20 protein-coding genes and 1 tRNA gene are annotated in these 21843 nt (G+C 67.7%); 17 read left to right on the forward strand and 4 right to left on the reverse strand.

All coding sequences use genetic code 11. The features are described 5' to 3' along the window. Positions 1–2: 2 nt before the first annotated feature. Positions 3–944 carry a LysR substrate-binding domain-containing protein gene (locus BCO18175_RS33300; protein ID WP_174987280.1) on the reverse strand — a complete coding sequence of 314 codons (942 nt, stop codon included), beginning with the start codon at positions 942–944 and terminating at the stop codon, positions 3–5. 204 nt (positions 945–1148) lie between these two features. On the opposite strand from BCO18175_RS33300, the gene BCO18175_RS33305 reads away from it, so the two are divergent. Further along, positions 1149–2189, forward strand: coding sequence for an alpha/beta hydrolase family protein (locus tag BCO18175_RS33305; RefSeq protein ID WP_174987282.1), 1041 nt, complete (start codon positions 1149–1151; stop codon positions 2187–2189). Between the two features lie 151 nt (positions 2190–2340). Beyond that, positions 2341–3096 carry a 4'-phosphopantetheinyl transferase family protein gene (locus tag BCO18175_RS33310; protein ID WP_174987284.1) on the forward strand — a complete coding sequence of 252 codons (756 nt, stop codon included), beginning with the start codon at positions 2341–2343 and terminating at the stop codon, positions 3094–3096. Between the two features lie 21 nt (positions 3097–3117). On the opposite strand, the gene BCO18175_RS33315 is transcribed toward BCO18175_RS33310, so the two are convergent. After that, positions 3118–4038 carry a glutamate/aspartate ABC transporter substrate-binding protein gene (locus BCO18175_RS33315; RefSeq protein WP_174987286.1) on the reverse strand — a complete coding sequence of 307 codons (921 nt, stop codon included), beginning with the start codon at positions 4036–4038 and terminating at the stop codon, positions 3118–3120. 213 nt (positions 4039–4251) lie between these two features. On the opposite strand from BCO18175_RS33315, the gene hutH reads away from it, so the two are divergent. The 11 genes from hutH (at position 4252) to BCO18175_RS33370 (ending at position 16622) form a co-directional block, all read left to right on the forward strand. Next, positions 4252–5775 (forward strand): histidine ammonia-lyase, encoded by a 1524-nt coding sequence (hutH, locus tag BCO18175_RS33320; RefSeq protein WP_174917709.1) that lies wholly within the window; start codon positions 4252–4254, stop codon positions 5773–5775. 4 nt (positions 5776–5779) lie between these two features. Continuing rightward, positions 5780–6475 carry a histidine utilization repressor gene (hutC, locus tag BCO18175_RS33325; protein ID WP_174987288.1) on the forward strand — a complete coding sequence of 232 codons (696 nt, stop codon included), beginning with the start codon at positions 5780–5782 and terminating at the stop codon, positions 6473–6475. A 39-nt stretch (positions 6476–6514) separates the two neighbouring features. Then, the gene (hutU, locus tag BCO18175_RS33330) at positions 6515–8203 is read left to right on the forward strand and encodes a urocanate hydratase (protein ID WP_174917710.1); all 1689 of its coding nucleotides are present in this window, start codon (positions 6515–6517) and stop codon (positions 8201–8203) included. A gap of 2 nt (positions 8204–8205) precedes the next feature. Continuing rightward, positions 8206–8817 (forward strand): HutD/Ves family protein, encoded by a 612-nt coding sequence (locus tag BCO18175_RS33335; protein WP_174987290.1) that lies wholly within the window; start codon positions 8206–8208, stop codon positions 8815–8817. Between the two features lie 4 nt (positions 8818–8821). Further along, positions 8822–10045, forward strand: coding sequence for an imidazolonepropionase (gene hutI, locus BCO18175_RS33340; RefSeq protein ID WP_011352606.1), 1224 nt, complete (start codon positions 8822–8824; stop codon positions 10043–10045). 4 nt (positions 10046–10049) lie between these two features. Next, entirely contained in the window at positions 10050–11426 is a 1377-nt protein-coding gene (locus tag BCO18175_RS33345; protein WP_174987292.1) for a formimidoylglutamate deiminase, read from the forward strand. Positions 11427–11485: 59 nt separating this feature from the next. Then, entirely contained in the window at positions 11486–12283 is a 798-nt protein-coding gene (gene hutG, locus BCO18175_RS33350) for an N-formylglutamate deformylase (protein WP_174967281.1), read from the forward strand. Positions 12284–12649: 366 nt separating this feature from the next. Then, positions 12650–12874: a hypothetical protein gene (locus BCO18175_RS33355; RefSeq protein WP_174917715.1), complete on the forward strand. Its 225-nt coding sequence runs from the start codon at positions 12650–12652 to the stop codon at positions 12872–12874. 168 nt (positions 12875–13042) lie between these two features. Then, positions 13043–13849 (forward strand): gamma-glutamyl-gamma-aminobutyrate hydrolase family protein, encoded by an 807-nt coding sequence (locus BCO18175_RS33360; RefSeq protein WP_174987294.1) that lies wholly within the window; start codon positions 13043–13045, stop codon positions 13847–13849. A 12-nt stretch (positions 13850–13861) separates the two neighbouring features. Further along, complete coding sequence (locus BCO18175_RS33365; protein ID WP_174967283.1) at positions 13862–15199, forward strand: glutamine synthetase family protein; 1338 nt, start codon at positions 13862–13864, stop codon at positions 15197–15199. Between the two features lie 28 nt (positions 15200–15227). Continuing rightward, entirely contained in the window at positions 15228–16622 is a 1395-nt protein-coding gene (locus BCO18175_RS33370; RefSeq protein ID WP_174987296.1) for an aspartate aminotransferase family protein, read from the forward strand. A 90-nt stretch (positions 16623–16712) separates the two neighbouring features. On the opposite strand, the gene BCO18175_RS33375 is transcribed toward BCO18175_RS33370, so the two are convergent. Both BCO18175_RS33375 and BCO18175_RS33380 read right to left on the reverse strand, forming a co-directional pair. Further along, positions 16713–16787 (reverse strand) — tRNA-Val (locus BCO18175_RS33375). An 82-nt stretch (positions 16788–16869) separates the two neighbouring features. Continuing rightward, the gene (locus BCO18175_RS33380; protein WP_174917730.1) at positions 16870–17352 is read right to left on the reverse strand and encodes an Lrp/AsnC family transcriptional regulator; all 483 of its coding nucleotides are present in this window, start codon (positions 17350–17352) and stop codon (positions 16870–16872) included. A 192-nt stretch (positions 17353–17544) separates the two neighbouring features. Here BCO18175_RS33380 and BCO18175_RS33385 point away from each other — a divergent pair, with 192 nt between their 5' ends. From BCO18175_RS33385 to BCO18175_RS33400, 4 genes are all read left to right on the forward strand, one after another. Then, complete coding sequence (locus BCO18175_RS33385) at positions 17545–18759, forward strand: amino acid aminotransferase (protein WP_174987298.1); 1215 nt, start codon at positions 17545–17547, stop codon at positions 18757–18759. A 31-nt stretch (positions 18760–18790) separates the two neighbouring features. Next, positions 18791–19177 carry a RidA family protein gene (locus tag BCO18175_RS33390; protein ID WP_174917732.1) on the forward strand — a complete coding sequence of 129 codons (387 nt, stop codon included), beginning with the start codon at positions 18791–18793 and terminating at the stop codon, positions 19175–19177. Positions 19178–19247: 70 nt separating this feature from the next. After that, positions 19248–20318, forward strand: a complete 1071-nt coding sequence (locus tag BCO18175_RS33395; protein WP_438820524.1) for a porin — start codon at positions 19248–19250, stop codon at positions 20316–20318. A 91-nt stretch (positions 20319–20409) separates the two neighbouring features. Then, positions 20410–21831, forward strand: a complete 1422-nt coding sequence (locus BCO18175_RS33400) for an amino acid permease (RefSeq protein ID WP_174987300.1) — start codon at positions 20410–20412, stop codon at positions 21829–21831. The last annotated feature ends 12 nt before the right edge of the window (positions 21832–21843 follow it).

Here is a 21843-nt window from a genome sequence, read left to right on the forward strand (position 1 = left end):
GCTTACGCCGACGCCGTGTCGTGCGCACGCATCGCGGTGTCGCATTCGGCCGCTTCGGCGAGCATCCAGTCGCGGACCTCGGCGACTTCGCGGCGCGGGGCCGGATCGTGCTGGAACAGCCAGTAGCCGTACGCATCCGACAGCGCTTGCGTGTGCGGCCCGAGCACCGCGAGCCGGCCGTCCGCGAGCATCGGCGCGACGAGTGCGAGGCGCCCGAGCGCGACGCCCTGGCCCGCGATCGCGGCCTGGATCACCTGGTCGTACTGGTTGAAGCGCAGCACGCCTTTCGGGCGCGCGTCGCCGAGTCCGGCCGCGTGCAGGTGCGCGCGCCACTGCAGTTGCGGCTGCGGCGGCCCGTCGAATTCGAGCAGGACGTGGTCGGCGATCGCGGCCGCGTTCGTGATGGGCCGCCCGGCGAGCGCAGGATGGGCGACCGGCACGACGATCTCGTCGAACAGGCGCAGCGCGCCGGCCGGCGCGCGGTCGCGTGGACAATAGCGGATGCCGAGGTCGATGCCTTCGGCGCGCAAATCGAGTACCTTGTCGTTCGCGGCGACGCGCAGGTCGATCTCCGGCAGGCGCGCCTGCAGCCGCCCGAGCCGTGGCAGCAGCCACAGTGCGGTGACGCCGATGCTCGCGGTGATCGTGACGGGCTGGCGCTCGCGCGTGGCCGCGAGCGACGCGACGGTGTCCTGCAGGCTGTGCAGCGCCGCATCCGCGACGCGAAACAGCCGTTCGCCTTCCGGCGTGAACGCGATCTTCCGGTAGCCGCGCTGCAGCAGCGCGACGCCGAGATGCGCTTCGAGCGCGTGCACCTGGCGGCTGACCGCCGATTGCGTGACGCACAGGTCCTGCGCGGCGAGCGTGATGCTCATGCGGCGGCCGACGGCGACGAAACCGCGGACGAGGTCGAGCGACGGGAGACGAACGAGCGGCGTTGACATGCGCGTGACTCATGCGAACGGAGCAGCAAGATTGGTTGAGAACGCGGGGCGCGTCAAGTTCAATGGAGGCTGGCGTGGGCGGCGAAGGACGGGGCGGGAGCGGGCGCACGTGCGTAGACGCCCGGGCCGGCTGCGAAGCGCGGGCATGAGTCGGCACTGACGCGACAACCCGGACGGATCGCGAAGCATGGGACCGGAGACACGATGACGATTTCGAACGAAGGCAACGGAATGACGCAGGGCAGCCGCGCGGCGGACGCATTGCCGCCCGAACCCGTGACGCTGCGCGCGGCCGACGGCTTTGCATTGCGCGGCCATGTATGGCGCCATCGCGGCGGCAGTGTCGCGCGGCCCGTGACGGTCATCAATTGCGCGACGTCGGTGCGTTGCGACTACTACTTTCGTTTCGCGGCCTGGCTGTTCGCGCAGGGGCGCGACGTACTCGTCTACGACTATCGCGGCATCGGCGGGTCGCGCCCGGCGCACCTCGCGAAGCTGCGCGCGAACTGGCTCGACTGGGGGCGGCTCGATTGCGAAGCCGCGCTGCAATACGCGCGCGACGCGTTTCCGGGCCAGCCGATCGACGTCGTCGCACACAGCATCGGCGGGTTCGTGCTCGGGCTCGCGGCATCGAACGTACAGGTGCGGCATGCGGTGACGGTCGGCGCGCAGTATGCGTACTGGCGCGATTACCTGCCGGCCGAACGGCGGCGCATGTGGTGGAAGTGGCACGTCGCGATGCCGGTGCTCGCGGCCGTGTTCGGCTATGTGCCCGCGAAGCGGCTCGGCTGGATGGAGGACACGCCGCGCGGCGTCGCGCTGTCGTGGGTGCGCTCGCAGGCGCGCTTCGAGGATGGCTATACGAGCGGCCCGCTCGCCGAACCTGCCGCGAGCCGCGCCGCGTTGCCCGCCCGCTTCGCGGGGCTGTCGGCGCCGATGCTCGCGATCGGCCTTGAGGACGACGGGTTCGGCACGGTCGAGGCGATCGAGCGGCTGGTCGGCTACTACACGGGCAGCGACGTCACGCATCTGCGGATCGCGCCGGCCGACATCGGCGTCGAAGCGATCGGCCATTTCGCGTTTTTCCACAGCCGCTTCACCGAAACACTGTGGCCGCTGGCGCTCTACTGGCTGCAACACGGCGTGCTGCCGGCCGACGCGCCGGGCAAAGTGCATGCGCTGCACCCGGCGTCGCGTGGGCGGGGGACGGGCGGCGGCGTGCCGGGCGTCGCCGCGAACGGGTGACAGGGCGGCCGCGTAACGCTGGCGCAGGCCGAGAGGACGAGCGTCAGCGCCGCGCACGGTGCCGGTGTTGACGCCGGCGGGCCGCAACGGCTCGCCGCACCGCCTGATCGATTAACATCGGACGTTTCATTCCACAGGCCGCCGCACGTCGATGCTCGACCAGCCCGATTCCGCTTCTCCGTCCGACATTCCCCGCGCGTGGCGCATGCAGCGGCTCGACGCGCCGCCTGCCGCGTCCCGCGCCGGCGTTCAGATCGCGCGTGTCGATTTCGACTGGCGCGTGCCGCTTGCGTCGCCCGCGTATGCGGCACTCAGCGATGGCGAACGCGCGCGGGCAGCACGCTTCATGCGGCATGAGGATGCGGTACGCAGCGCCGCGACGCGTGCCGCGCTGCGCGACGTGCTCGGCACGGCCCTCGGCATCGCGCCGCAGGCGGTGGCGATCGTCGTCGACGCATCGGGGCGACCGTCGCTGGACGGCGCGCATCGCGCGTCGCTCGACTTCAACGTGTCGCATGCGGGCGACCATGCGCTGCTTGCGTGGGCCCCCGCGGGCCGCGTCGGCGTCGATATCGAGTGCTGCAATCGCGCGACCGACTGGCGTGCGCTGACGCGCGAAGTCTGCGCGCCCGCCGAGGCCGCCTATCTCGACAGCCTGCCTGCTGCCGCGCGCGCCGGCGAATTCATGCGCGTCTGGAGTGCGAAGGAGGCGCTGCTCAAGGCGCTCGGCACGGGCATCGTCGGCGGGCTGAGCGCATTCGCGGTCGTGCCGCCGCGCGATGTCGCGACCCCTGCGACGACGATCGTCGAGCCGGCCGCGCCCGCCGCCGGCGTCGCGGCGTTCGATGCGGCGTGGCTCGATGCGGCGCCCGGCTACGCGGCGTGCGTCGCTTGGACGCGTGCGTGAGCCGGGATCGGCGCGCGGCGCTCATTCGAGCGGCGCGTCGTTCGGCGCCGCATAGCGCGCCTTGATCACGTCGCTCATCGCGAAGTCGAACGACAGCCCCTTCGGCGGCACCGGCTTCATGAACCACCTGTCGTACAGCGCGTCGATCTCGCCGCGCTTCATCAACTGCACGAGCACGCCGTCGACGAGCGCCTTGAACTGCGGATCGTCCTTGCGCAGCATGAACCCGTAGGCCTCCGACGATTGCGGCGTGCCGACGATCTGCCAGTCGGCCGGCTTCGCGGCGAGCTGGCGCACGCCCGCGAGCAGCACGTCGTCCATCATGTACGCGGCCGCGCGGCCCGATTCGAGCGTGAGGCGTCCTTCGCCGTAGTCCTTCGCGCTGATGATCTGCATGTTCATCTTCTTTTCCTCGTTCATCTTGCGCAGCAGGCGCTCGGACGTCGTGCCCTGGTTCGTCACGACCGTCTTGCCGGCGAGGTCCGGGAAGTCGCGGATGCCCGAGCTCGTGCGCGTGAGCAGGCGCGTCGTCGCGACGAAGAAGGTGGTCGAGAACGCGACCTGCGCGTGACGCGCGGCGAGGTTCGTGGTGACGCCGCATTCGAGATCGACGGTGCCGTTCTGCACGAGCGGAATGCGGTTCTGCGACGTGACGGGGATGAAGCGCACCTGCAGGTCGGGCTTGCCGGTGCGTGCCTTCACGGCGGCGATCACGCGGTCGCACAGGTCCTGCGAGAAACCGATGACCTTGCCGTTCGCATCGGCGTAGGAGAACGGCACCGACGTTTCGCGGTGGCCGATCGAGATCAGGTTGCCCTGCCGGATCTTCTCGAGCGTGCCCGAGAGCGGCTCCGCGGCGAGCGACGCGCCGCATGCGAGTGCGCACGCGGCGAACAGCAGGGGGCGGCCGAACCGGGCGGCGAGTCGTGACGGGAAGGGCATGGCGGTCTCCGTGGCGAATGGTGATCCGTATGTTGCCAAAGACAAAATAATTGCAACAACTGTTAAGCGCCGGATCACACGAGCCGATTCGGCGGGCCGCACCGGGCATCAGGGAAACTCCCAAGTCGAAATCGGTGAAATACGGGTTGTCTAGACAAGTTGGCGTAGCTACACTTCAATCCATTCCGAACTTGTCTAGACAGGATTGCTCACATGATTACGTTGACCCCCGGCCACCTGACCCTCCCGCAACTGCGCCAGATCGCACGCGAAACCGTGCAACTGACGCTCGATCCGGCCAGCTTCGCGAAGATCGACGCCGGCGCGAAGGCCGTCGCCGACATCGCCGCGAAGGGCGAGCCGGCCTACGGCATCAACACGGGCTTCGGCCGCCTGGCCAGCACGCACATCCCGCACGACCAGCTCGAACTGCTGCAGAAGAACCTCGTGCTGTCGCACGCGGTCGGCGTCGGCGAGCCGATGGCGCGCTCGTCGGTGCGCCTGCTGATGGCACTGAAGCTGTCGAGCCTCGGCCGCGGCCACTCGGGCATCCGTCGCGAAGTGATGGACGCGCTGATCAAGCTGTTCAACGCGGACGTGCTGCCGCTGATCCCGGTGAAGGGCTCGGTCGGCGCATCGGGCGACCTCGCGCCGCTCGCACACATGTCGGCCGTGCTGCTGGGCGTCGGCGAAGTGTTCATCCGCGGCGAGCGTGCAAGCGCACTCGACGGTCTGCGCGTCGCTGGCCTCGCGCCGCTGACGCTGCAGGCGAAGGAAGGCCTCGCGCTGCTGAACGGCACGCAGGCATCGACCGCGCTGGCGCTCGACAACATGTTCTCGATCGAAGACCTGTACCGCACCGCGCTCGTCGCCGGCGCGCTGTCGGTCGACGCGGCTGCGGGTTCGGTGAAGCCGTTCGACGCACGCATTCATGAACTGCGCGGCCATCAAGGCCAGATCGATGCGGCAGCGTCGTATCGCGACCTGCTCGAAGGCTCGCCGATCAACCAGTCGCACCGCGACTGCGACAAGGTGCAGGATCCGTACAGCCTGCGCTGCCAGCCGCAGGTGATGGGCGCGTGTCTGGACCAGATGCGCCATGCGGCCAACGTGCTGCTGGTCGAGGCGAACGCCGTGTCGGACAACCCGCTGATCTTCCCGGATACCGGCGAAGTGCTGTCGGGCGGCAACTTCCACGCCGAGCCCGTCGCGTTCGCGGCCGACAACCTCGCGCTCGCCGCAGCGGAAATCGGCGCACTGGCCGAGCGCCGCATCGCACTGCTGATCGACGCGACGCTGTCGGGCCTGCCCCCGTTCCTCGTGCGGGACGGCGGCGTGAACTCGGGCTTCATGATCGCGCACGTGACGGCTGCCGCACTCGCATCGGAAAACAAGACGCTCGCGCACCCGGCATCGGTCGACTCGCTGCCGACCTCGGCGAACCAGGAAGACCACGTGTCGATGGCGACGTTCGCCGCGCGCAAGCTCGCCGACATCGCGGACAACACGAAGCACATCCTCGCGATCGAACTGCTGGCCGCCGCGCAGGGCGTCGACCTGCGCGCGCCGTACCACACGAGCCCGAAGCTGGCGCCCGTGATGGAAACGATCCGCGGCAAGGTCGCGCACTACGAGCTCGACCACTACTTCGCACCGGACATCGCCGTGATCGCGAAGCTGGTCGGCGAGCGCGCGTTCGCGAAGGTTGCGCCGTTCTCGTTCGCGTCGGAACAGTAAGCCCATGAGCGCGCCGGTCTACCAGGAGATCAAGGATTTCATCCTGGGCCGCATCCACGCAGGCGAGTGGGAGGAGGGCGATCAGGTGCCGTCCGAGAACGAGCTGGCGCGCGAATTCAAGGTGGCGCGCATGACCGTCAACCGCGCGCTGCGCGAGTTGACGGCCGAGCAGGTGCTCACCCGCATGAAGGGCGCAGGCACCTACGTCGCACGGCCGAAGTACGAGTCGACGCTGGTGGCGATCCGCAGCATCTCGGAGGAAGTCGGTGCACGCGGGCATGCGTATCACGCCAGCGTGCTCGGCCTCGACACGATCCGCGCCGACGAGGCGCTCGCCGACGAGATGCAGGTGGCCGTGCGTGCGAAGCTGTTTCATTCGCAGGTGCTGCACTTCGAGAATGACGAGCCCGTGCAGCTCGAAGAGCGATGGGTGAATCCGGCGGTCGCGCCGGATTATGCCGAGCAGGATTTCACGAACACGACGCCGAACCAGTACCTGATGCGCGCGGCTCCGCTGCAGCGCGTCGAGTACCGGATCGAAGCGGCGGCCCCGGCGCCGGAGCGGCGCGAGCAGCTGCGGATGGACGACGTCGAGCCGTGTCTGGTTTTACATCGACGCACCTGGTCGCAGGGCGTCGTCGCCTCGGTGGCGAATCTGTGGCATCCCGGCAGCCGTTATCGTTTCACCGGGCATTTCTGATTCCTATTTGATATTCATTTTCCTTCGGGAGCAGTCGTCATGAACCATCCGAAACACATCGATCCCCGTCTCGATCCGACGCGCACGATCCGCGCGCCGCGCGGCAGCGAGAAAGTCTGCAAGACCTGGCTGGCCGAAGCGGCCTACCGGATGCTCCAGAACAACCTCGACCCGGAAGTCGCCGAGCATCCGCATGCGCTCGTCGTGTACGGCGGCATCGGCCGCGCGGCACGCAACTGGGAATGCTACGACCAGATCCTCGCGTCGCTGAAGGATCTCGAAGAGAACGAGACGCTGCTGATCCAGTCGGGCAAGCCGGTCGGTGTGTTCCGCACGCACAAGGATGCGCCGCGCGTGCTGCTCGCGAACTCGAACCTCGTGCCGCACTGGGCGAACTGGGATCACTTCCACGAGCTCGACCGCAAGGGCCTGATGATGTACGGCCAGATGACGGCCGGCAGCTGGATCTACATCGGTAGCCAGGGCATCGTTCAGGGTACCTATGAAACGTTCTTCTCGGTCGCGAACCAGCACTTCAACGGCGATCCGTCGGGCCGCTGGATCCTGACGGGCGGCCTGGGCGGCATGGGCGGCGCGCAGCCGCTGGCCGCGACGATGGCCGGCTTCTCGATGATCGCGGTCGAATGCGACGAGACCCGTATCGACTTCCGCCTGAAGACGCGCTACGTCGACAAGAAGGCGACGACGCTCGACGAAGCGCTCGGCATGATCGAGGAAGCGAAGCGCGACGGCAAGCCGGTGTCGATCGGCCTGCTCGGCAACGCGGCCGACGTGTTCGCGGAACTCGTCACGCGCGGCATCACGCCGGATTGCGTGACCGACCAGACGAGCGCGCACGACCCGATCAACGGCTACCTGCCGCAAGGCTGGACCGTCGCGCAATGGCGCGAAGCGCAGAAGGTCGATCCGCAGAGCATCGTGAAGGTCGCGAAGCAGTCGATGGCCGTCCAGGTGCGCGCGATGCTGGCGCTGCAGGAACGCGGCGCGGCGACGCTCGACTACGGCAACAACATCCGTCAGATGGCGCTGGAAATGGGCGTCGAGAACGCCTTCGACTTCCCGGGCTTCGTGCCGGCGTATATCCGCCCGCTGTTCTGCGAAGGCAAGGGCCCGTTCCGCTGGGTCGCGCTGTCCGGCGATCCGGAAGACATCTACAAGACGGACCAGAAGGTGAAGGAGCTGATCCCCGACGATCCGCACCTGCACAACTGGCTCGACATGGCGCGTGAACGCATTGCGTTCCAGGGCCTGCCGGCTCGGATCTGCTGGGTCGGCGTGAAGGATCGCTATCGCCTCGGCCAGGCGTTCAACGAGATGGTCAAGAACGGTGAACTGAAGGCCCCGATCGTGATCGGCCGCGACCACCTGGATACGGGTTCGGTCGCCAGCCCGAACCGCGAGACGGAATCGATGAAGGACGGTTCGGACGCAGTCAGCGACTGGCCGCTGCTGAACGCACTGCTGAACACTGCGGGCGGCGCATCGTGGGTGTCGCTGCACCATGGCGGCGGCGTCGGCATGGGCTTCTCGCAGCACTCGGGCGTCGTGATCGTTGCCGACGGTACCGCCGAAGCGCACGAGCGTCTCGGCCGCGTGCTGCTGAACGACCCGGCGACGGGCGTGATGCGCCATGCGGATGCCGGCTACGAACTCGCGCAGCAGACGGCCCGCGAAGCCGGCCTGAAGCTGCCGATGCTCGGCCGCTGAGCATGACGGCGCTCCACCAGGCGCCGGTGATCGCGACGATGATCCGCGCAGCGGATCTCGTCGCGTCGCCATGGAAGAACGGCGGCGGCGTGACGCGCGAAATCGGTGCGTTTCCTCCGGGCGCCGCGCTCGACGCGTTCGCGTGGCGCGTGAGCGTTGCCGACGTCGGCACGGCCGGGCCGTTCTCGCGTTTCGACGGGATCGACCGCACGCTCGTGCTGCTGTCCGGCGCGGGCATGACGCTCGCCGAGGAAGGCGGCACGCGCCATGTGCTCGACGCACCGCTGGCCCGCGCGGATTTCGCGGGCGAGGCGGCGATCGACGCGACGCTGCACGACGGCGCGACGCGCGACTTCAACCTGATGACGCGCCGTTCGGCCGCACGCGGCGCGCTCGACGTATGGCGCGCAGGCGCCCACCGCATCGAGCGTGCCGATACCGTGCTGCTGTATTGCGCGACCGGCGAGGCCGCCGTTGAAATCGACGGCACACGCTACACACTGGAAGAAATGGACACGCTGCGGCTCGACGGGTCGCGGCGTGCGTTTGACGTCGTCGTGAGCGGTAGCGGCGCGTTGCTCGCCGTGTCGCTCGCCATCGGCGAACGAGACTGAACGCATGAAACCGACTGTCTGGCATCACCTGAGGCTGTGTCCGCACGGCCATCCCGACGAGACGATCGACGACGCGGCGATCGCCGTCGACGAAACCGGCACGATCGTCTGGCTCGGCGCAATGTCCGCGCTGCCGCACGGTTATGCCCACTGGCAGCGCGAGGATCTGCACGGCGCGTGGGTGACGCCGGGCCTCGTCGACTGCCATACGCACCTCGTGTACGGCGGCACGCGTGCCGACGAATTCGCACAGCGCCTCGCGGGCGTCAGCTACGAGGAAATCGCGCGGCAGGGCGGCGGGATCGTGTCGACGGTGCGCGCGACGCGCGCGGCCGACGAGACGACGCTGTTCGTGCAGGCTGCGGCACGCCTGCAGCCGCTACTCGCCGAAGGCGTGACCGCGATCGAGATCAAGTCGGGCTACGGGCTCGACCTCGCGAGCGAACGCAAGATGCTGCGCGTCGCACGCCAGCTCGGCGAGCGCTTCCCGGTCACCGTCTACACGACTTTCCTCGGCGCGCACGCGCTGCCGCCCGAATATGCGGGCCGTGCGGATGCGTACATCGACGAAGTGTGCGACCGGATGCTGCCGGCGCTGGCCGACGAGGGGCTCGTCGACGCGGTCGACGTGTTCTGCGAACGCATCGGCTTTTCGCTCGCGCAGACCGAGCGCGTGTTCGAGGCCGCGACGCGGCGCGGGCTGCCCGTGAAGCTGCATGCGGAGCAACTGTCGAACGCGGGCGGCACGGCGCTTGCCGCGCGCTACCGCGCACTGTCCGCCGATCACCTCGAATTTCTCGACGAAGCCGGCATCGAGGCGATGAAGGCAGCCGGTACGGTTGCCGTGCTGCTGCCCGGCGCGTACTACTTCATCCGCGAGACGCAACTGCCGCCGATCGAGCTGCTGCGCAAGCACGGCGTGCCGATCGCGCTCGCGACCGATCACAACCCCGGCACGTCGCCGCTCGAATCGCTGCTGCTGACGTTGAACATGGGCTGCACGCTGTTCCGCATGACGGTGCCCGAGGTGCTGCAGGGCGTGACGCGCCATGCGGCCGCGGCGCTCGGCCGCGCGGATCGCCACGGCGCGCTCGAGGTCGGCCGCCAGGCCGATTTCGCCGCCTGGTCGGTCGGCTCGCTGGCGGAGCTTGCCTACTGGATCGGCCGGCCGCTGTGCGAGCAGGTCGTACGCGGCGGCACGACCGTATTTCGCCGGATGAATGGATAGCCTCATGACCGACACGACGTTGTTTGCAGACCATGCGTACCTGCCCGATGGCTGGCGCCGTAACGTGCTGCTGCGTTGGGACGCGGCCGGCACGCTGACCGGTGTGACGCCGGACACCGACGCACCCGCGGGCGTCGCGCGTGCGGCCGGGCCGGTGCTGCCCGGCATGCCGAACCTGCATTCGCACGCGTTCCAGCGCGCGATGGCGGGGCTCACCGAATACCGTGCGAATCCGGCCGACAGCTTCTGGAGCTGGCGCGACCTGATGTACCGCTTCGCGCTGAAGATCACGCCGGACGCGCTTGCCGCGATCGCGCGCTGGCTGTATGTCGAGATGCTCAAGTGCGGCTACACGTCGGTGTGCGAATTCCACTACGTGCACCACACGCAGGACGGCTCGCGCTATCCGCAGATCGCGGAACTCGGCGCGCGCGTGATCGACGCCGCGCGCACGGCCGGCATCGGCATCACGATGCTGCCCGTGTCGTACCAGTTCGCCGGCTTCGGCAACAAGCCGCCGCGCGACGACCAGCGCCGCTTCATCAATACGCCCGACGGCCTGCTCGAGCTGCTCGATGCGATGCGTCGCGCGGCGCCGGAGCACGGCGGGCTGCGCTACGGCGTTGCACCGCACTCGCTGCGGGCGGTATCCGAGAACGGATTGCGCGTGCTGCTCGAAGGGCTGCCCAACGATGCGCCCGTGCATATCCATATCGCCGAGCAGACGGCCGAAGTCGACGACTGCGTGCGTTCGTACGGCGCGCGCCCCGTGCAATGGCTGCTCGATCGCTTCGACGTCGATGCGCGCTGGTGTCTCGTGCACGCGACGCACGTCGACGCGGCCGAAACGGCCGCGCTCGCGAAGCGTCGCGCGGTCGCCGGCCTGTGCCTGACGACCGAAGCGAACCTCGGCGACGGTGTGTTCCCGGCCGTCGACTATCTCGCGCAGGGCGGCGTGATCGGCGTCGGCTCGGACAGCCACGCGTCGGTCGACTGGCGCTCGGAATTGCGCCTGCTCGAATACGGGCAGCGGCTCGTGCATCGCGCGCGCAACGTGCTGGCGAGCGATACGCAGGCGCATGTCGCCGATCGGCTGTTCGACGCATCGCTCGCGGGCGGCGCGCAGGCCAGCGGGCGGCGTGTCGGTGCGCTGCGCGAAGGGTGCCGCGCCGACTGGCTCGTGCTCGATCCCGATCATCCGGCGATCGCCGAACACGACAGCACGTCGTGGTTGTCGGGTATCGTGTTCGCGGAGCACGGCGAGACGCCGGTGCTCGACGTCTACACGGGCGGCGAGCGCGTCGTGAGCGGCCGCCGTCATCGCGACGAAGCCGTCGCGTATGCCGACTACCGCGCCGCGCTGGCGCAACTGCTGCGCTGACGCGCGCAACCGGCGCACGCCGCATGCGTGCGCCGGCAGACCTCCAACGGTGATGCGACATGACTGAACAACCGGCTGTATTCACGCTGAAGCAGGGCACGCTGCCGCTGCTGATCTCGATTCCGCACGCAGGCACGCACATCCCCGACGACATCGCCGCGACGATGACGGCCGACGCGCGCTTCGTCGACGATTGCGACTGGCATCTCGAACGGCTGTACGGATTCGCGGCCGACCTCGGCGCATCGATCCTCGTACCGTCGCATGCGCGTTACGTCGTCGACCTGAACCGACCGCCCGACAACGAGAACCTGTACCCGGGGCAGGACACGACGGGGCTCGTGCCGGTCGATACGTTCGACAAGGCGCCGCTGTATCCGGCGAACGCGTTGCCCGGCAACGACGAGATCATGCGTCGCCGCGACCGCTACTGGCTGCCGTATCACGAGGCGCTGCAAGGCGAGGTCGCGCGCCTGAAACGCGAACACGGCCGCGTGCTCGTGTGGGAAGCGCATTCGATCCGCTCGCACGTGCCGCGCTTCTTCGACGGTCGCCTGCCTGACTTCAACTTCGGCACGTCGAGCGGCGCGAGTGCCACGCCGGGCCTGGCAGAGGCGCTGGCCGCGCGCGTGCTCGAACATGGCGGCTATACGGCCGTCGCGAACGGGCGCTTCAAGGGCGGCTACATCACGCGTCACTATGGCGTGCCCGACACCGGCGTCGAGGCCGTGCAGCTCGAGCTCTCGCAGATCACCTACATGGAAGAGACGCGGCCGTACGCGTATGACGAAGCGCGTGCGGCGCGGATTGTGCCGCTATTGCAGACGCTCGTCGAAACCGCGCTCGCGCATCGTTGAACACGGGCCGCACGGATGCGGCAGCGCGGCGGAACAGGTGCGGCACGGTCCGCCGGCACGCAGCGTGCTGCACCGATGCAATGCACAACACGGCATCGATCCTCGAGATCGGTGCCGTTTTTTTTCGTCAGGCTTTCGTCTGATCGATGTCGTCATCGGCACCTGAAAATTTGACGCAATTTTTAGGTGATATAAGCTGAATGTTAGGAAGTCGTCACGCGCGCACCGGCGGCGGGGCCATCGATCGTGGCCGCGCCGCACCGGAATGCGCTGCGAGACACCTTGCCGACGTGTCGTCGCGCGGCATTGCCGCATGCGCATCATCGCGACACGTGTCCTGCCTTCATCAGTCAGTCGAGCACCATCGTGAAAGCCGCCAGCCCTTCGATACGCCGGACGCGAAGTCCGTCGGCGGGCGCGCCGCCTCAGGCCGGGCCGATCCGGCATGCTGATCGCGGCACGCGTGCCGCCCCTTTGCGCGAGCCTCGTTTCTTCGCCATGTTCCATCGCGGCCTGCGCCGCTTCAATCTCGTGACCGCGCGCGTGTTCAGCGCGGTGCAGTGCGACGGCAGCGCATCGTTGTTGCCCTAGCGTCGTTTTCCGCTTCCGTTCCGGGGCGCACCGCCTGTTGCCGCATGGTCCGCGCGGCAGGATCGCGCATGGGCACGCGCCGCGTCGTCATGCGCGCGTGCGGCACCGGCGCGACCCTTCATCGTCACGCGCGCGAACGTGTCGCGCGCGATTGCCGGAGAGACACCCATGCGTGTTCGCCCGATCGTAGCCGTCACCGCCGACCGCATCCTGCGCGGTGCGCATCCGAACCACACGGCGGGGGAGAAGTACCTGGCCGCACTCGTCGACGGCGCCGGCGTGCTCGCATTCGTGTTGCCCGCGCTCGGCGCGCGCCAGCCGGCCGACGCGATCGTCGCGGCGGTCGACGGGTTGCTGTTGACCGGCAGTTATTCGAACGTCGAGCCGCATCATTACGGCGGTGCCGCGAGCGCGCCCGACACGCTGCACGATCCCGCGCGCGACGCGACCGCGCTACCGCTGATCCGCGCGGCGATCGAAGCGGGCGTGCCCGTGCTTGCGATCTGTCGCGGCATGCAGGAGCTGAACGTTGCCTACGGCGGCACGCTGCATCAGCGGCTGCACGCGACGGCCGGCTTCGACGATCACCGCGAGCGGCCGGCCGATTCGCTCGAACGGCAGTACGGCCCCGCGCACGTCGTGCAGATCGCGCCGGGCGGCCTGCTGCAGCGGGTCGCGCGCGGCGCGCAGGAGGCGACGGTCAATTCGCTGCACGACCAGGGCATTGCGCAGCTCGGCGCAGGGCTCGTCGTCGAGGCCAGCGCGCCCGACGGACTGGTCGAGGCCGTCAGCGTGCGCGGCGCGCGCGCGTTCGCGCTCGGCGTGCAGTGGCATCCCGAATGGCGCTACGCGGAACAGCCGCTGTCGCGCGACATCTTCGCGGCATTCGGCGCGGCGTGCCGCGCGCGCATGACGCATCGCATTCATGCAGCCGGTGGCGCGATGCCGTCGCCGGCCGCATCCGACGTCGACTGATAGAGGCCGATCATGCAACCCGAACTGAGCGAATTCCTGCGACAGCACCGCATCACCGAGGTCGAGGCGATCATTCCCGACATGGCCGGCATCGCGCGCGGCAAGATCATTCCGCGCAACAAGTTCGAATCGGGCGAGTCGATGCGCCTGCCGCAGGCTGTGATGGTGCAGACCGTTACCGGCGACTATCCGGAGGACGGTACGCTGACCGGCGTGACCGACCCCGACATGGTGTGCGTGCCCGATCCGTCGACGATCTGCCTGATTCCGTGGGCCGTCGACCCGACCGCGCAGGTGATCCACGACTGCGTGCACTTCGACGGCTCGCCGGTCGAGATCTCGCCGCGCTACGTGCTGCGACGCGTGCTCGACCTGTACAAGGCGAAAGGCTGGCAGCCGGTCGTCGCGCCCGAACTCGAGTTCTATCTCGTCGACATGAACGCCGATCCCGACCTGCCGCTGCGTCCGCCCGTCGGCCGCACCGGGCGCGCGGAGACCGGCCGGCAGTCGTATTCGATCGAGGCGGTGAACGAGTTCGATTCGCTGTTCGAGGACATCTACGAATACTGCGAGATGCAGGGGCTCGATATCGAGACGCTGATCCACGAGGTCGGCGCCGCGCAGATGGAGATCAACTTCGTGCACGGCGATGCGCTGTCGCTCGCCGACCAGGTGTTCCTGTTCAAGCGCACCGTGCGCGAGGCGGCGCTGCGCCACAACATGTACGCGACCTTCATGGCGAAGCCGATGCAGGACGAGCCGGGCTCGGCGATGCACATCCACCAGAGCCTGGCCGATGCGCGCACGGGACGCAACCTGTTCTCCAACGAAGACGGTGCGGTGTCGCCGATGTTCCACAGCTATCTCGCGGGGCTGCAGAAGTACACGCCCGCGTTGATGCCGATCTTCGCGCCGTACATCAACTCGTATCGCCGCCTGTCGCGCTTCATGGCTGCACCGATCAACGTGCAGTGGGGCTACGACAACCGCACGGTCGGCTTCCGCATCCCGCAGTCGGGCCCGTCGGCACGCCGCATCGAGAACCGTATTCCCGGCGTCGACTGCAATCCGTACCTCGCGTTTGCCGCGACGCTCGCGGCCGGCTATCTCGGCTTGACCCAGCAGCTCGCACCGACCGAGCCGATCGCGTCGGACGGCTACAACCTGCCGTACCAGCTGCCGCGCAATCTCGAGGAAGGCATTTCGCTGATGGCGGCCAGCACGCCGCTGGCCGGCATTCTCGGCGACAAGTTCGTGAAAGCGTACCTGGCGCTGAAGGACACCGAATACGAAGCGTTCTTCCGCGTGATCAGCTCGTGGGAGCGCAGACATCTGCTGCTGCACGTGTGAGCGTGCGGCACCGTTATCCGGAGGAAACATGACCGATCGAAACGAAGCCTTGTCACCGCATTCGACCGCCGATTATCGCGCGCTCGACGCCGCGCACCACATCCACCCGTTCTCCGACATGGGCGCGCTGAACCGCGCGGGCAGCCGCGTGATCGTGAAGGCCGACGGCGTCTACCTGTGGGACTCGGACGGCAACAAGATCATCGACGGGATGGCCGGCCTCTGGTGCGTGAACGTCGGCTACAGCTGCAAGGCACTCGCCGACGCCGCGTATCGCCAGATCCAGGAACTGCCGTTCTACAACACGTTCTTCAAGACCACGCACCCGCCGGTGATCGAGCTTTCCGCAATGCTCGCGGAAGTCACGCCGAAGGGCTTCAACCACTTCTTCTACTGCAACAGCGGCTCGGAAGGCAACGACACCGTGCTGCGCCTCGTGCACCAGTACTGGCGCGTGCAGGGGCAGCCGCAGAAGAAATACGTGATCTCGCGCAAGAACGGCTATCACGGCTCGACGATCGCGGGCGGCACGCTCGGCGGGATGGGCTACATGCACGAGCAGATGCCGTCGAAGGTCGAGCACATCGTGCACATCGACCAGCCGTATTTCTTCGGCGAAGCGGCGGCCGGTGAAACGCCGGAAGCGTTCGGCCTGGCCCGCGCGCAGCAGCTCGAAGCGAAGATCCTCGAACTCGGCGCGGAGAACGTCGCGGCGTTCATCGGCGAGCCCTTCCAGGGCGCGGGCGGCGTGATCTTCCCGCCGTCGACGTACTGGCCGGAAATCCAGCGCATCTGCCGCAAGTACGACATCCTGCTCGTGGCCGACGAAGTGATCGGCGGCTTCGGCCGTACCGGCGAATGGTTCGCACATCAGCATTTCGGCTTCGAACCGGACCTGATCACGATGGCGAAGGGCCTCACGTCGGGCTACGTGCCGATGGGTGCCGTCGGCATTCACGAGCGCGTGGCGCGGCCGATCATCGACAACGGCGAATTCAACCACGGCCTCACGTACTCGGGCCACCCGGTCGCGGCGGCCGTCGCGGTCGCGAACCTGAAGCTGCTGCGCGACGAAGGGATCGTCGAACGCGTGAAGAACGACATCGGGCCGTACTTCCAGCGCCGGCTGCGCGATGCGCTGGGCGACCATCCGATCGTCGGGGAGATTGCGGGAGCGGGGCTGGTCGCGGGCGTTCAGCTTGCGCGCGACCGGAACCGGCGCGAGCGGTTCGGTGCGAACGTCGATATCGGCACGATCTGCCGCGACTTCTGCTTCAACGGCAACCTGATCATGCGCGCGACCGGCGACCGGATGCTGCTGTCACCGCCGCTCGTGATTCGCGAGGCGGAGGTCGACGAGATCGTCGACAAGGCGAAGCGCGCGTTCGATGCGACGGCGCAGCGGGTGGGGCGCGCGCAGTAAGCTGGCGCAGCATGGCGTGTGCGCCGGGAGTCAGGCGCGACGCCAAAACGAAAAGGCCCTGCGTCGTGAGACGCAGGGCCTTGAATTCTTTGGTGGGCGGTACTGGGATCGAACCAGTGACCCCTGCCGTGTGAAGGCAGTGCTCTACCGCTGAGCTAACCGCCCAAAGAAGAAAAGATTATGTCAGGAGTTTTGGGGTCTGTAAAGCACTTTCTGCAAATATTGTTCGAGTCCACGCAACGACCGGTCAGCCGGCCGTCGACGGCTCGACGAGATCGAGGATCGACCCGTCGCGCTTGAGCGTCGCGAGCACGATGCTCGAGTTGATCGACATCACGCCCGCGGCGCGGTGCAGCCGGTTGATCACGAAATCCGAATAGTGATCGAGATCGCGCGCGCGAACCGTCAGCACGTAGTTCGACCCGCCCGTGACGATCTGCGCCGCGATGACCTCCGGCCATTGCTGGATCGCCTCCACGAACCGGTCGTGCCACTCGGGTACGTCCGGCCGCATCGACACATGCACGAGCGCCTCGAACGCGACGCCGACCTTCTTCGGCTCGATCGCGCAGCGATACCCGGCAATGGCGCCGCGTTCCTCCAGCAGCTTCACGCGCCGCAGGCATGCCGACGGCGACAGTGCGACCGCGTTCGCGAGGTCCTGATTGCTGATGCGTCCGTCCCGTTCGAGGTGCCGGAGGATCCGCATGTCGGTTCGATCCAGGGTCATTTCGCAGAATCCGGTGAATTTTTGAGATGAGATGCGCAGACTCTACTGCAATCGGGCTGGTTCGTCATCGAAAAGTGAAGCTCATTCTATTTCGTCCTCGATAACATGCGCCCCATGTCCCGGCCGCTCATCCCGACGCAACGTGGTGCCGCCGGTTGTACCGCCGTCTTCAACCTTTACCGTCATTCCGCCATGTACGAACACGTTCCCGCCTACCCGGGCGATCCGATCCTTTCGCTGTTCCAGGCATTCCAGCAGGATGCGCATCCGCACAAGGTCAACCTGAGCATCGGCCTCTACTACGACGACGCGGGCCGGATTCCGGTCCTCGACAGCACGCGCATCGCGGCCGCGCGGCTACGCGATGCCGGTGCGCCCCACACGTATCTGCCGATGGAAGGGCTCGCCGCGTACCGGCAGGGCGTGCAGCGCCTCGTGTTCGGTGACGACTGCGCGGCGTTCGCGGAAGGGCGCATCGCGACGCTGCAGACGCTCGGCGGATCGGGCGCGATCCGGCTCGGCGCGGAATTCGTGAAGCGCTATTTCCCCGACAGCGCGATCTGGATCAGCGACCCGACGTGGGACAACCACCGCGTGATCTTCTCGGCCGCCGGCCTCGACGTGCACACGTATCCGTACTACGACGCAATGCGCAACGACATCCGCGTCGACGCGATGCTCGCCACGCTCGATGCGTTGCCGGCGCGCAGCGTCGTGCTGCTGCAGCCGTGCTGCCACAACCCGACAGGGCTCGACCTCGGCCGCGACGCGTGGCGCGCTGTGATCGACGTGCTCGCGCGGCGCGGACTGATTCCGTTCCTCGACATGGCGTACCAGGGGTTCGGCGACGGTCTCGCCGACGACGCGTGGGCCGTGCGTGCGATCGTCGATGCCGGGCTGCCCGCGATCGTCGGCAATTCGTTTTCGAAGAACTTCTCGCTGTACGGCGAACGCGTCGGCGGGCTGTCGATCGTCTGCGCGAACGCGGGCGAGGCCGCGACGGTGCTGAGCCAGTTGCAGGCCGGCGTGCGCCGCACCTATTCGAGCCCGCCGCTGTTCGGCGCGCAACTCGTGTCGACCGTGCTGAACGACGATGCGCTGCGCGTGCGCTGGGAAGGCGAGGTTGCGCAGGTGCGCACGCGCATCAAACGGATGCGCGGCGAACTGAAGGCCAGGCTCGATGCGCGGCTGCCGGATCGCGCGTTCGACGCACTCGTCACGCAGCGCGGGATGTTCAGCTACACGGGCATGGCCGCGACCGACGTCGACCGGTTGCGTGCATCGCACGGCGTCTATCTGCTGCGCTCGGGGCGCATGTGCATCGCGGGCCTGAACGATGCGAACGTCGACCATGTCGCGAACACGATCGCCGATGTGCTCGGCGGCGTGTCGCGACAGGCCGCCTGAATTTCCCGACCCCGATCCGAAGGAGGACACGATGGCTGAAACGATCCCGGTCGACCTGCCGCAGCTCGCACAACCGTTCTCGTGGGCGACCCGCGCGGGCGGGTTGATGTTTACGGGGCACGGGCCGGTCGACGCGTCCGGGGCGATTGCCGGCGACACGATGGCCGAACAGGCGCGCATCACGCTCGCGAATCTCGCGAAGGCCGTCGCGGCGGCCGGCGCGACGATGGACGACGTCGCGCAGGTGCTCGTCTACCTGTCCGACGTGAAGGCGATGCCCGAATTCGATACCGAATACCGGCGCCACTTCCGCGAACCGTATCCGAACCGGACGTGCGTCGGTGTGCAGGGTTTCGCACATCCGGCGATGCGCGTCGAACTCGTCGCGTACGTCGCGTTGCCCGCGGCACGCACCTAGCAGGAACACCGCATTGCGCGGTGTGCAGTCACGCAATCATCGACAAACGAGAACAGGACTGGAGGAGAACATGAGGACAATCAATCGATTCGTACTACCAATGATGGTGGGTGCGCTTGCCGCGAGCGGCGCGATGGCGCAGAGCAGCGTGACGCTGTACGGGATCGTCGACCAGAGCATTCGCTATACGACGCATGCCGACGCGTCGAACGATGCGAGCGTGCAGATGACCAACGGCGCGATCACGAACAGCCGCTGGGGACTGAAGGGCAGTGAGGCGGTCGGCGGCGGGCTGAAGGCGATCTTCCAGCTGGAGAGCGGCTTCGAGCCGCAGAACGGGCAGCTCGACGGCGCGCTGTTCGGCCGCTACGCGTATGTGGGCCTCGCGAGCGACTGGGGTACCGTGAAGCTCGGCCGCCAGGCGACCGAGGCGTTCAACCTGTTCGGCGATCTCGATCCGCTGACGGTCGGCAACTACACGGCCAACATGTGGCCGTATTTCCTCACGCAAGGGCGTGCGAGCAACGTCGTCAGCTACGACGGCACGTTCGGCGGGCTGAACGTCGGCGCGAGCTACGGCTTCGGCGGTGTCGCGGGCAGCCTCGGCGCGAATGCGTACTGGGGCACGCACGTGTCGTACACGCAGGGCGGGCTGATGGTCGGCGCGACGTACCAGCAGGTGCGCGACCTGAACAGCCGCGCGCAGCAGGCGTGGGGCGCGGGCGCACGCTACGCGTTCGGCGCGGCGACGCTGTACGCGGGCTATCTCGGCGGCATCGACCGCACGGGCATGCTCGACCAGCAGCTGCTGAACGCGCCGGGCCGCGACGTGACCTACGGCGCATTCGCGGACAACCCGCGTCGCGATGCGATCTTCTATACGGGCGCGAGCGTCAAGGTTACGCCGGCCGTGTCGGTGACGGGCGTCGTGTATTACGACGACATCCGCAACGTCAACGGCGTCGCCGGCAACGGCGGCAAGCGCTATACGGGCGTGCTCGAGGCCGAGTACGCTTTGTCGAAGGCAACGCAGGTCTACGCGACGGTCGACTACAACCGCGTGACGGGCGGCGCGTTCACGGAAATGCCCGGACGCGGCAACCAGACGGGCGTCGCGGCCGGCCTGCGCCACCTGTTCTGAGCACGCGGCGCGCGGCGGCCGGCAGGTCCGGCGCCGGCCCGCGCGCCGTCGACGTTTCGACCGGACAATCGCTTTCGAACGAGGTCACTCGATGCAACGAGAAGGGCAATTCCAGCATATCGCGGCGCGCGAGCAAGGCTTGCGTCGCACGCTTTCCGCGCGGCAGATGGCGATGATCGCGATCGGCGGCGCCATCGGCACCGGTCTTTTTCTCGGCAGCGGCTTCGCGATCGGCTTCGCGGGCCCGAGCGTGCTCGTCAGCTACGCGATCGGCGCGTTCATCTCGCTGCTGCTGATGGGCTGTCTCGCGGAGATGACGGTCGCGCACCCGACCTCCGGTTCGTTCGGCGCGTATGCCGAACATTACGTGAGCCCGTGGGCCGGATTCCTCGTGCGCTACGCGTACTGGGCGTGCATCGTGCTCGCGGTCGGCACCGAAGTCACCGCGATCGCGCTGTACATGAAGTACTGGTTTCCGGGCGTGCCGGGCTGGCTGTGGATCGTCGGGTTCTCCGCGCTGCTGGTGTTCGTCAACGCGCGCAGCGTCGACGTGTTCGGCGCGGTCGAGTACGGCTTCTCGGTCGTGAAGATCGCGGCGATCGTCGGCTTCATCATGCTCGGCGCCTATGTCGTGTTCGGCAATCCGGGGCTGGTCGGCGACGGTGCCGCCCGCGCGGGATTCCACCATTACACGGATCACGGCGGCTTCTTTCCGAAGGGGGCGTGGGGCACGTGGGTCGCGGTGATCGTATCGATCTTCAGCTACCTGAGCATCGAGATGATCGCGGTCGCGGCCGGTGAAGCCGAGGATCCCGAGCGTGCGGTCACGCGTGCGTTCCGCTCGACGATCGTGCGGCTCGTGCTGTTCTACCTCGTCACGCTCGCGCTGATGCTCGCGATCGTGCCGTGGACGGCGGCGGGGCGCGACGAAAGCCCGTTCGTGAAGGTGATGGAGGCGATTCACCTGCCGGGCGCGGCCGGGCTGATCAACTTCGTCGTGCTGATCGCCGCGCTGTCGGCGATGAACAGCCAGCTCTACATCACGACGCGGATGATGTTCAGCCTGTCGCGTGCGGGCCATGCGCCGAAGGCGCTCGGGGAAGTGAACGCACGCGGCGTGCCGTTCGGCGCGCTGATGCTGTCGACGCTCGGCATCGCGCTGGCGACCGTGCTGAGTGTGCTGTATCCGGACGCGTCGTTCACGATCATGATGGCGGTGTCGATGTTCGGCGCGCTGTTCACGTGGATGATGATTTTCGTCACGCACTACTGTTTCCGGCGTCGCCGGGCGGCGCTCGGCCTGCCGGCGCCCGCGTTCCGGATGCGCGGTTTTCCGCTGCTGACGCTGCTCGGCGCGGGCCTGATGCTCGCGGTGATGGTGACGACTTACTTCACGGCCGAATTCCACATGACGCTGATCTTCGGCATTCCGTTCCTGGTTGCGCTGTCGGTCGTGTACGCGGTGTGGTATCGGCACGCGCAGCCGGTACTCCAGCCCGACGCGAAGTCGTGATGTAACGGTGGG

It is taken from the genome of Burkholderia lata (genome assembly GCF_902499335.1).
GTDB classification, from domain to species: Bacteria; Pseudomonadota; Gammaproteobacteria; order Burkholderiales; family Burkholderiaceae; genus Burkholderia; species Burkholderia lata_B.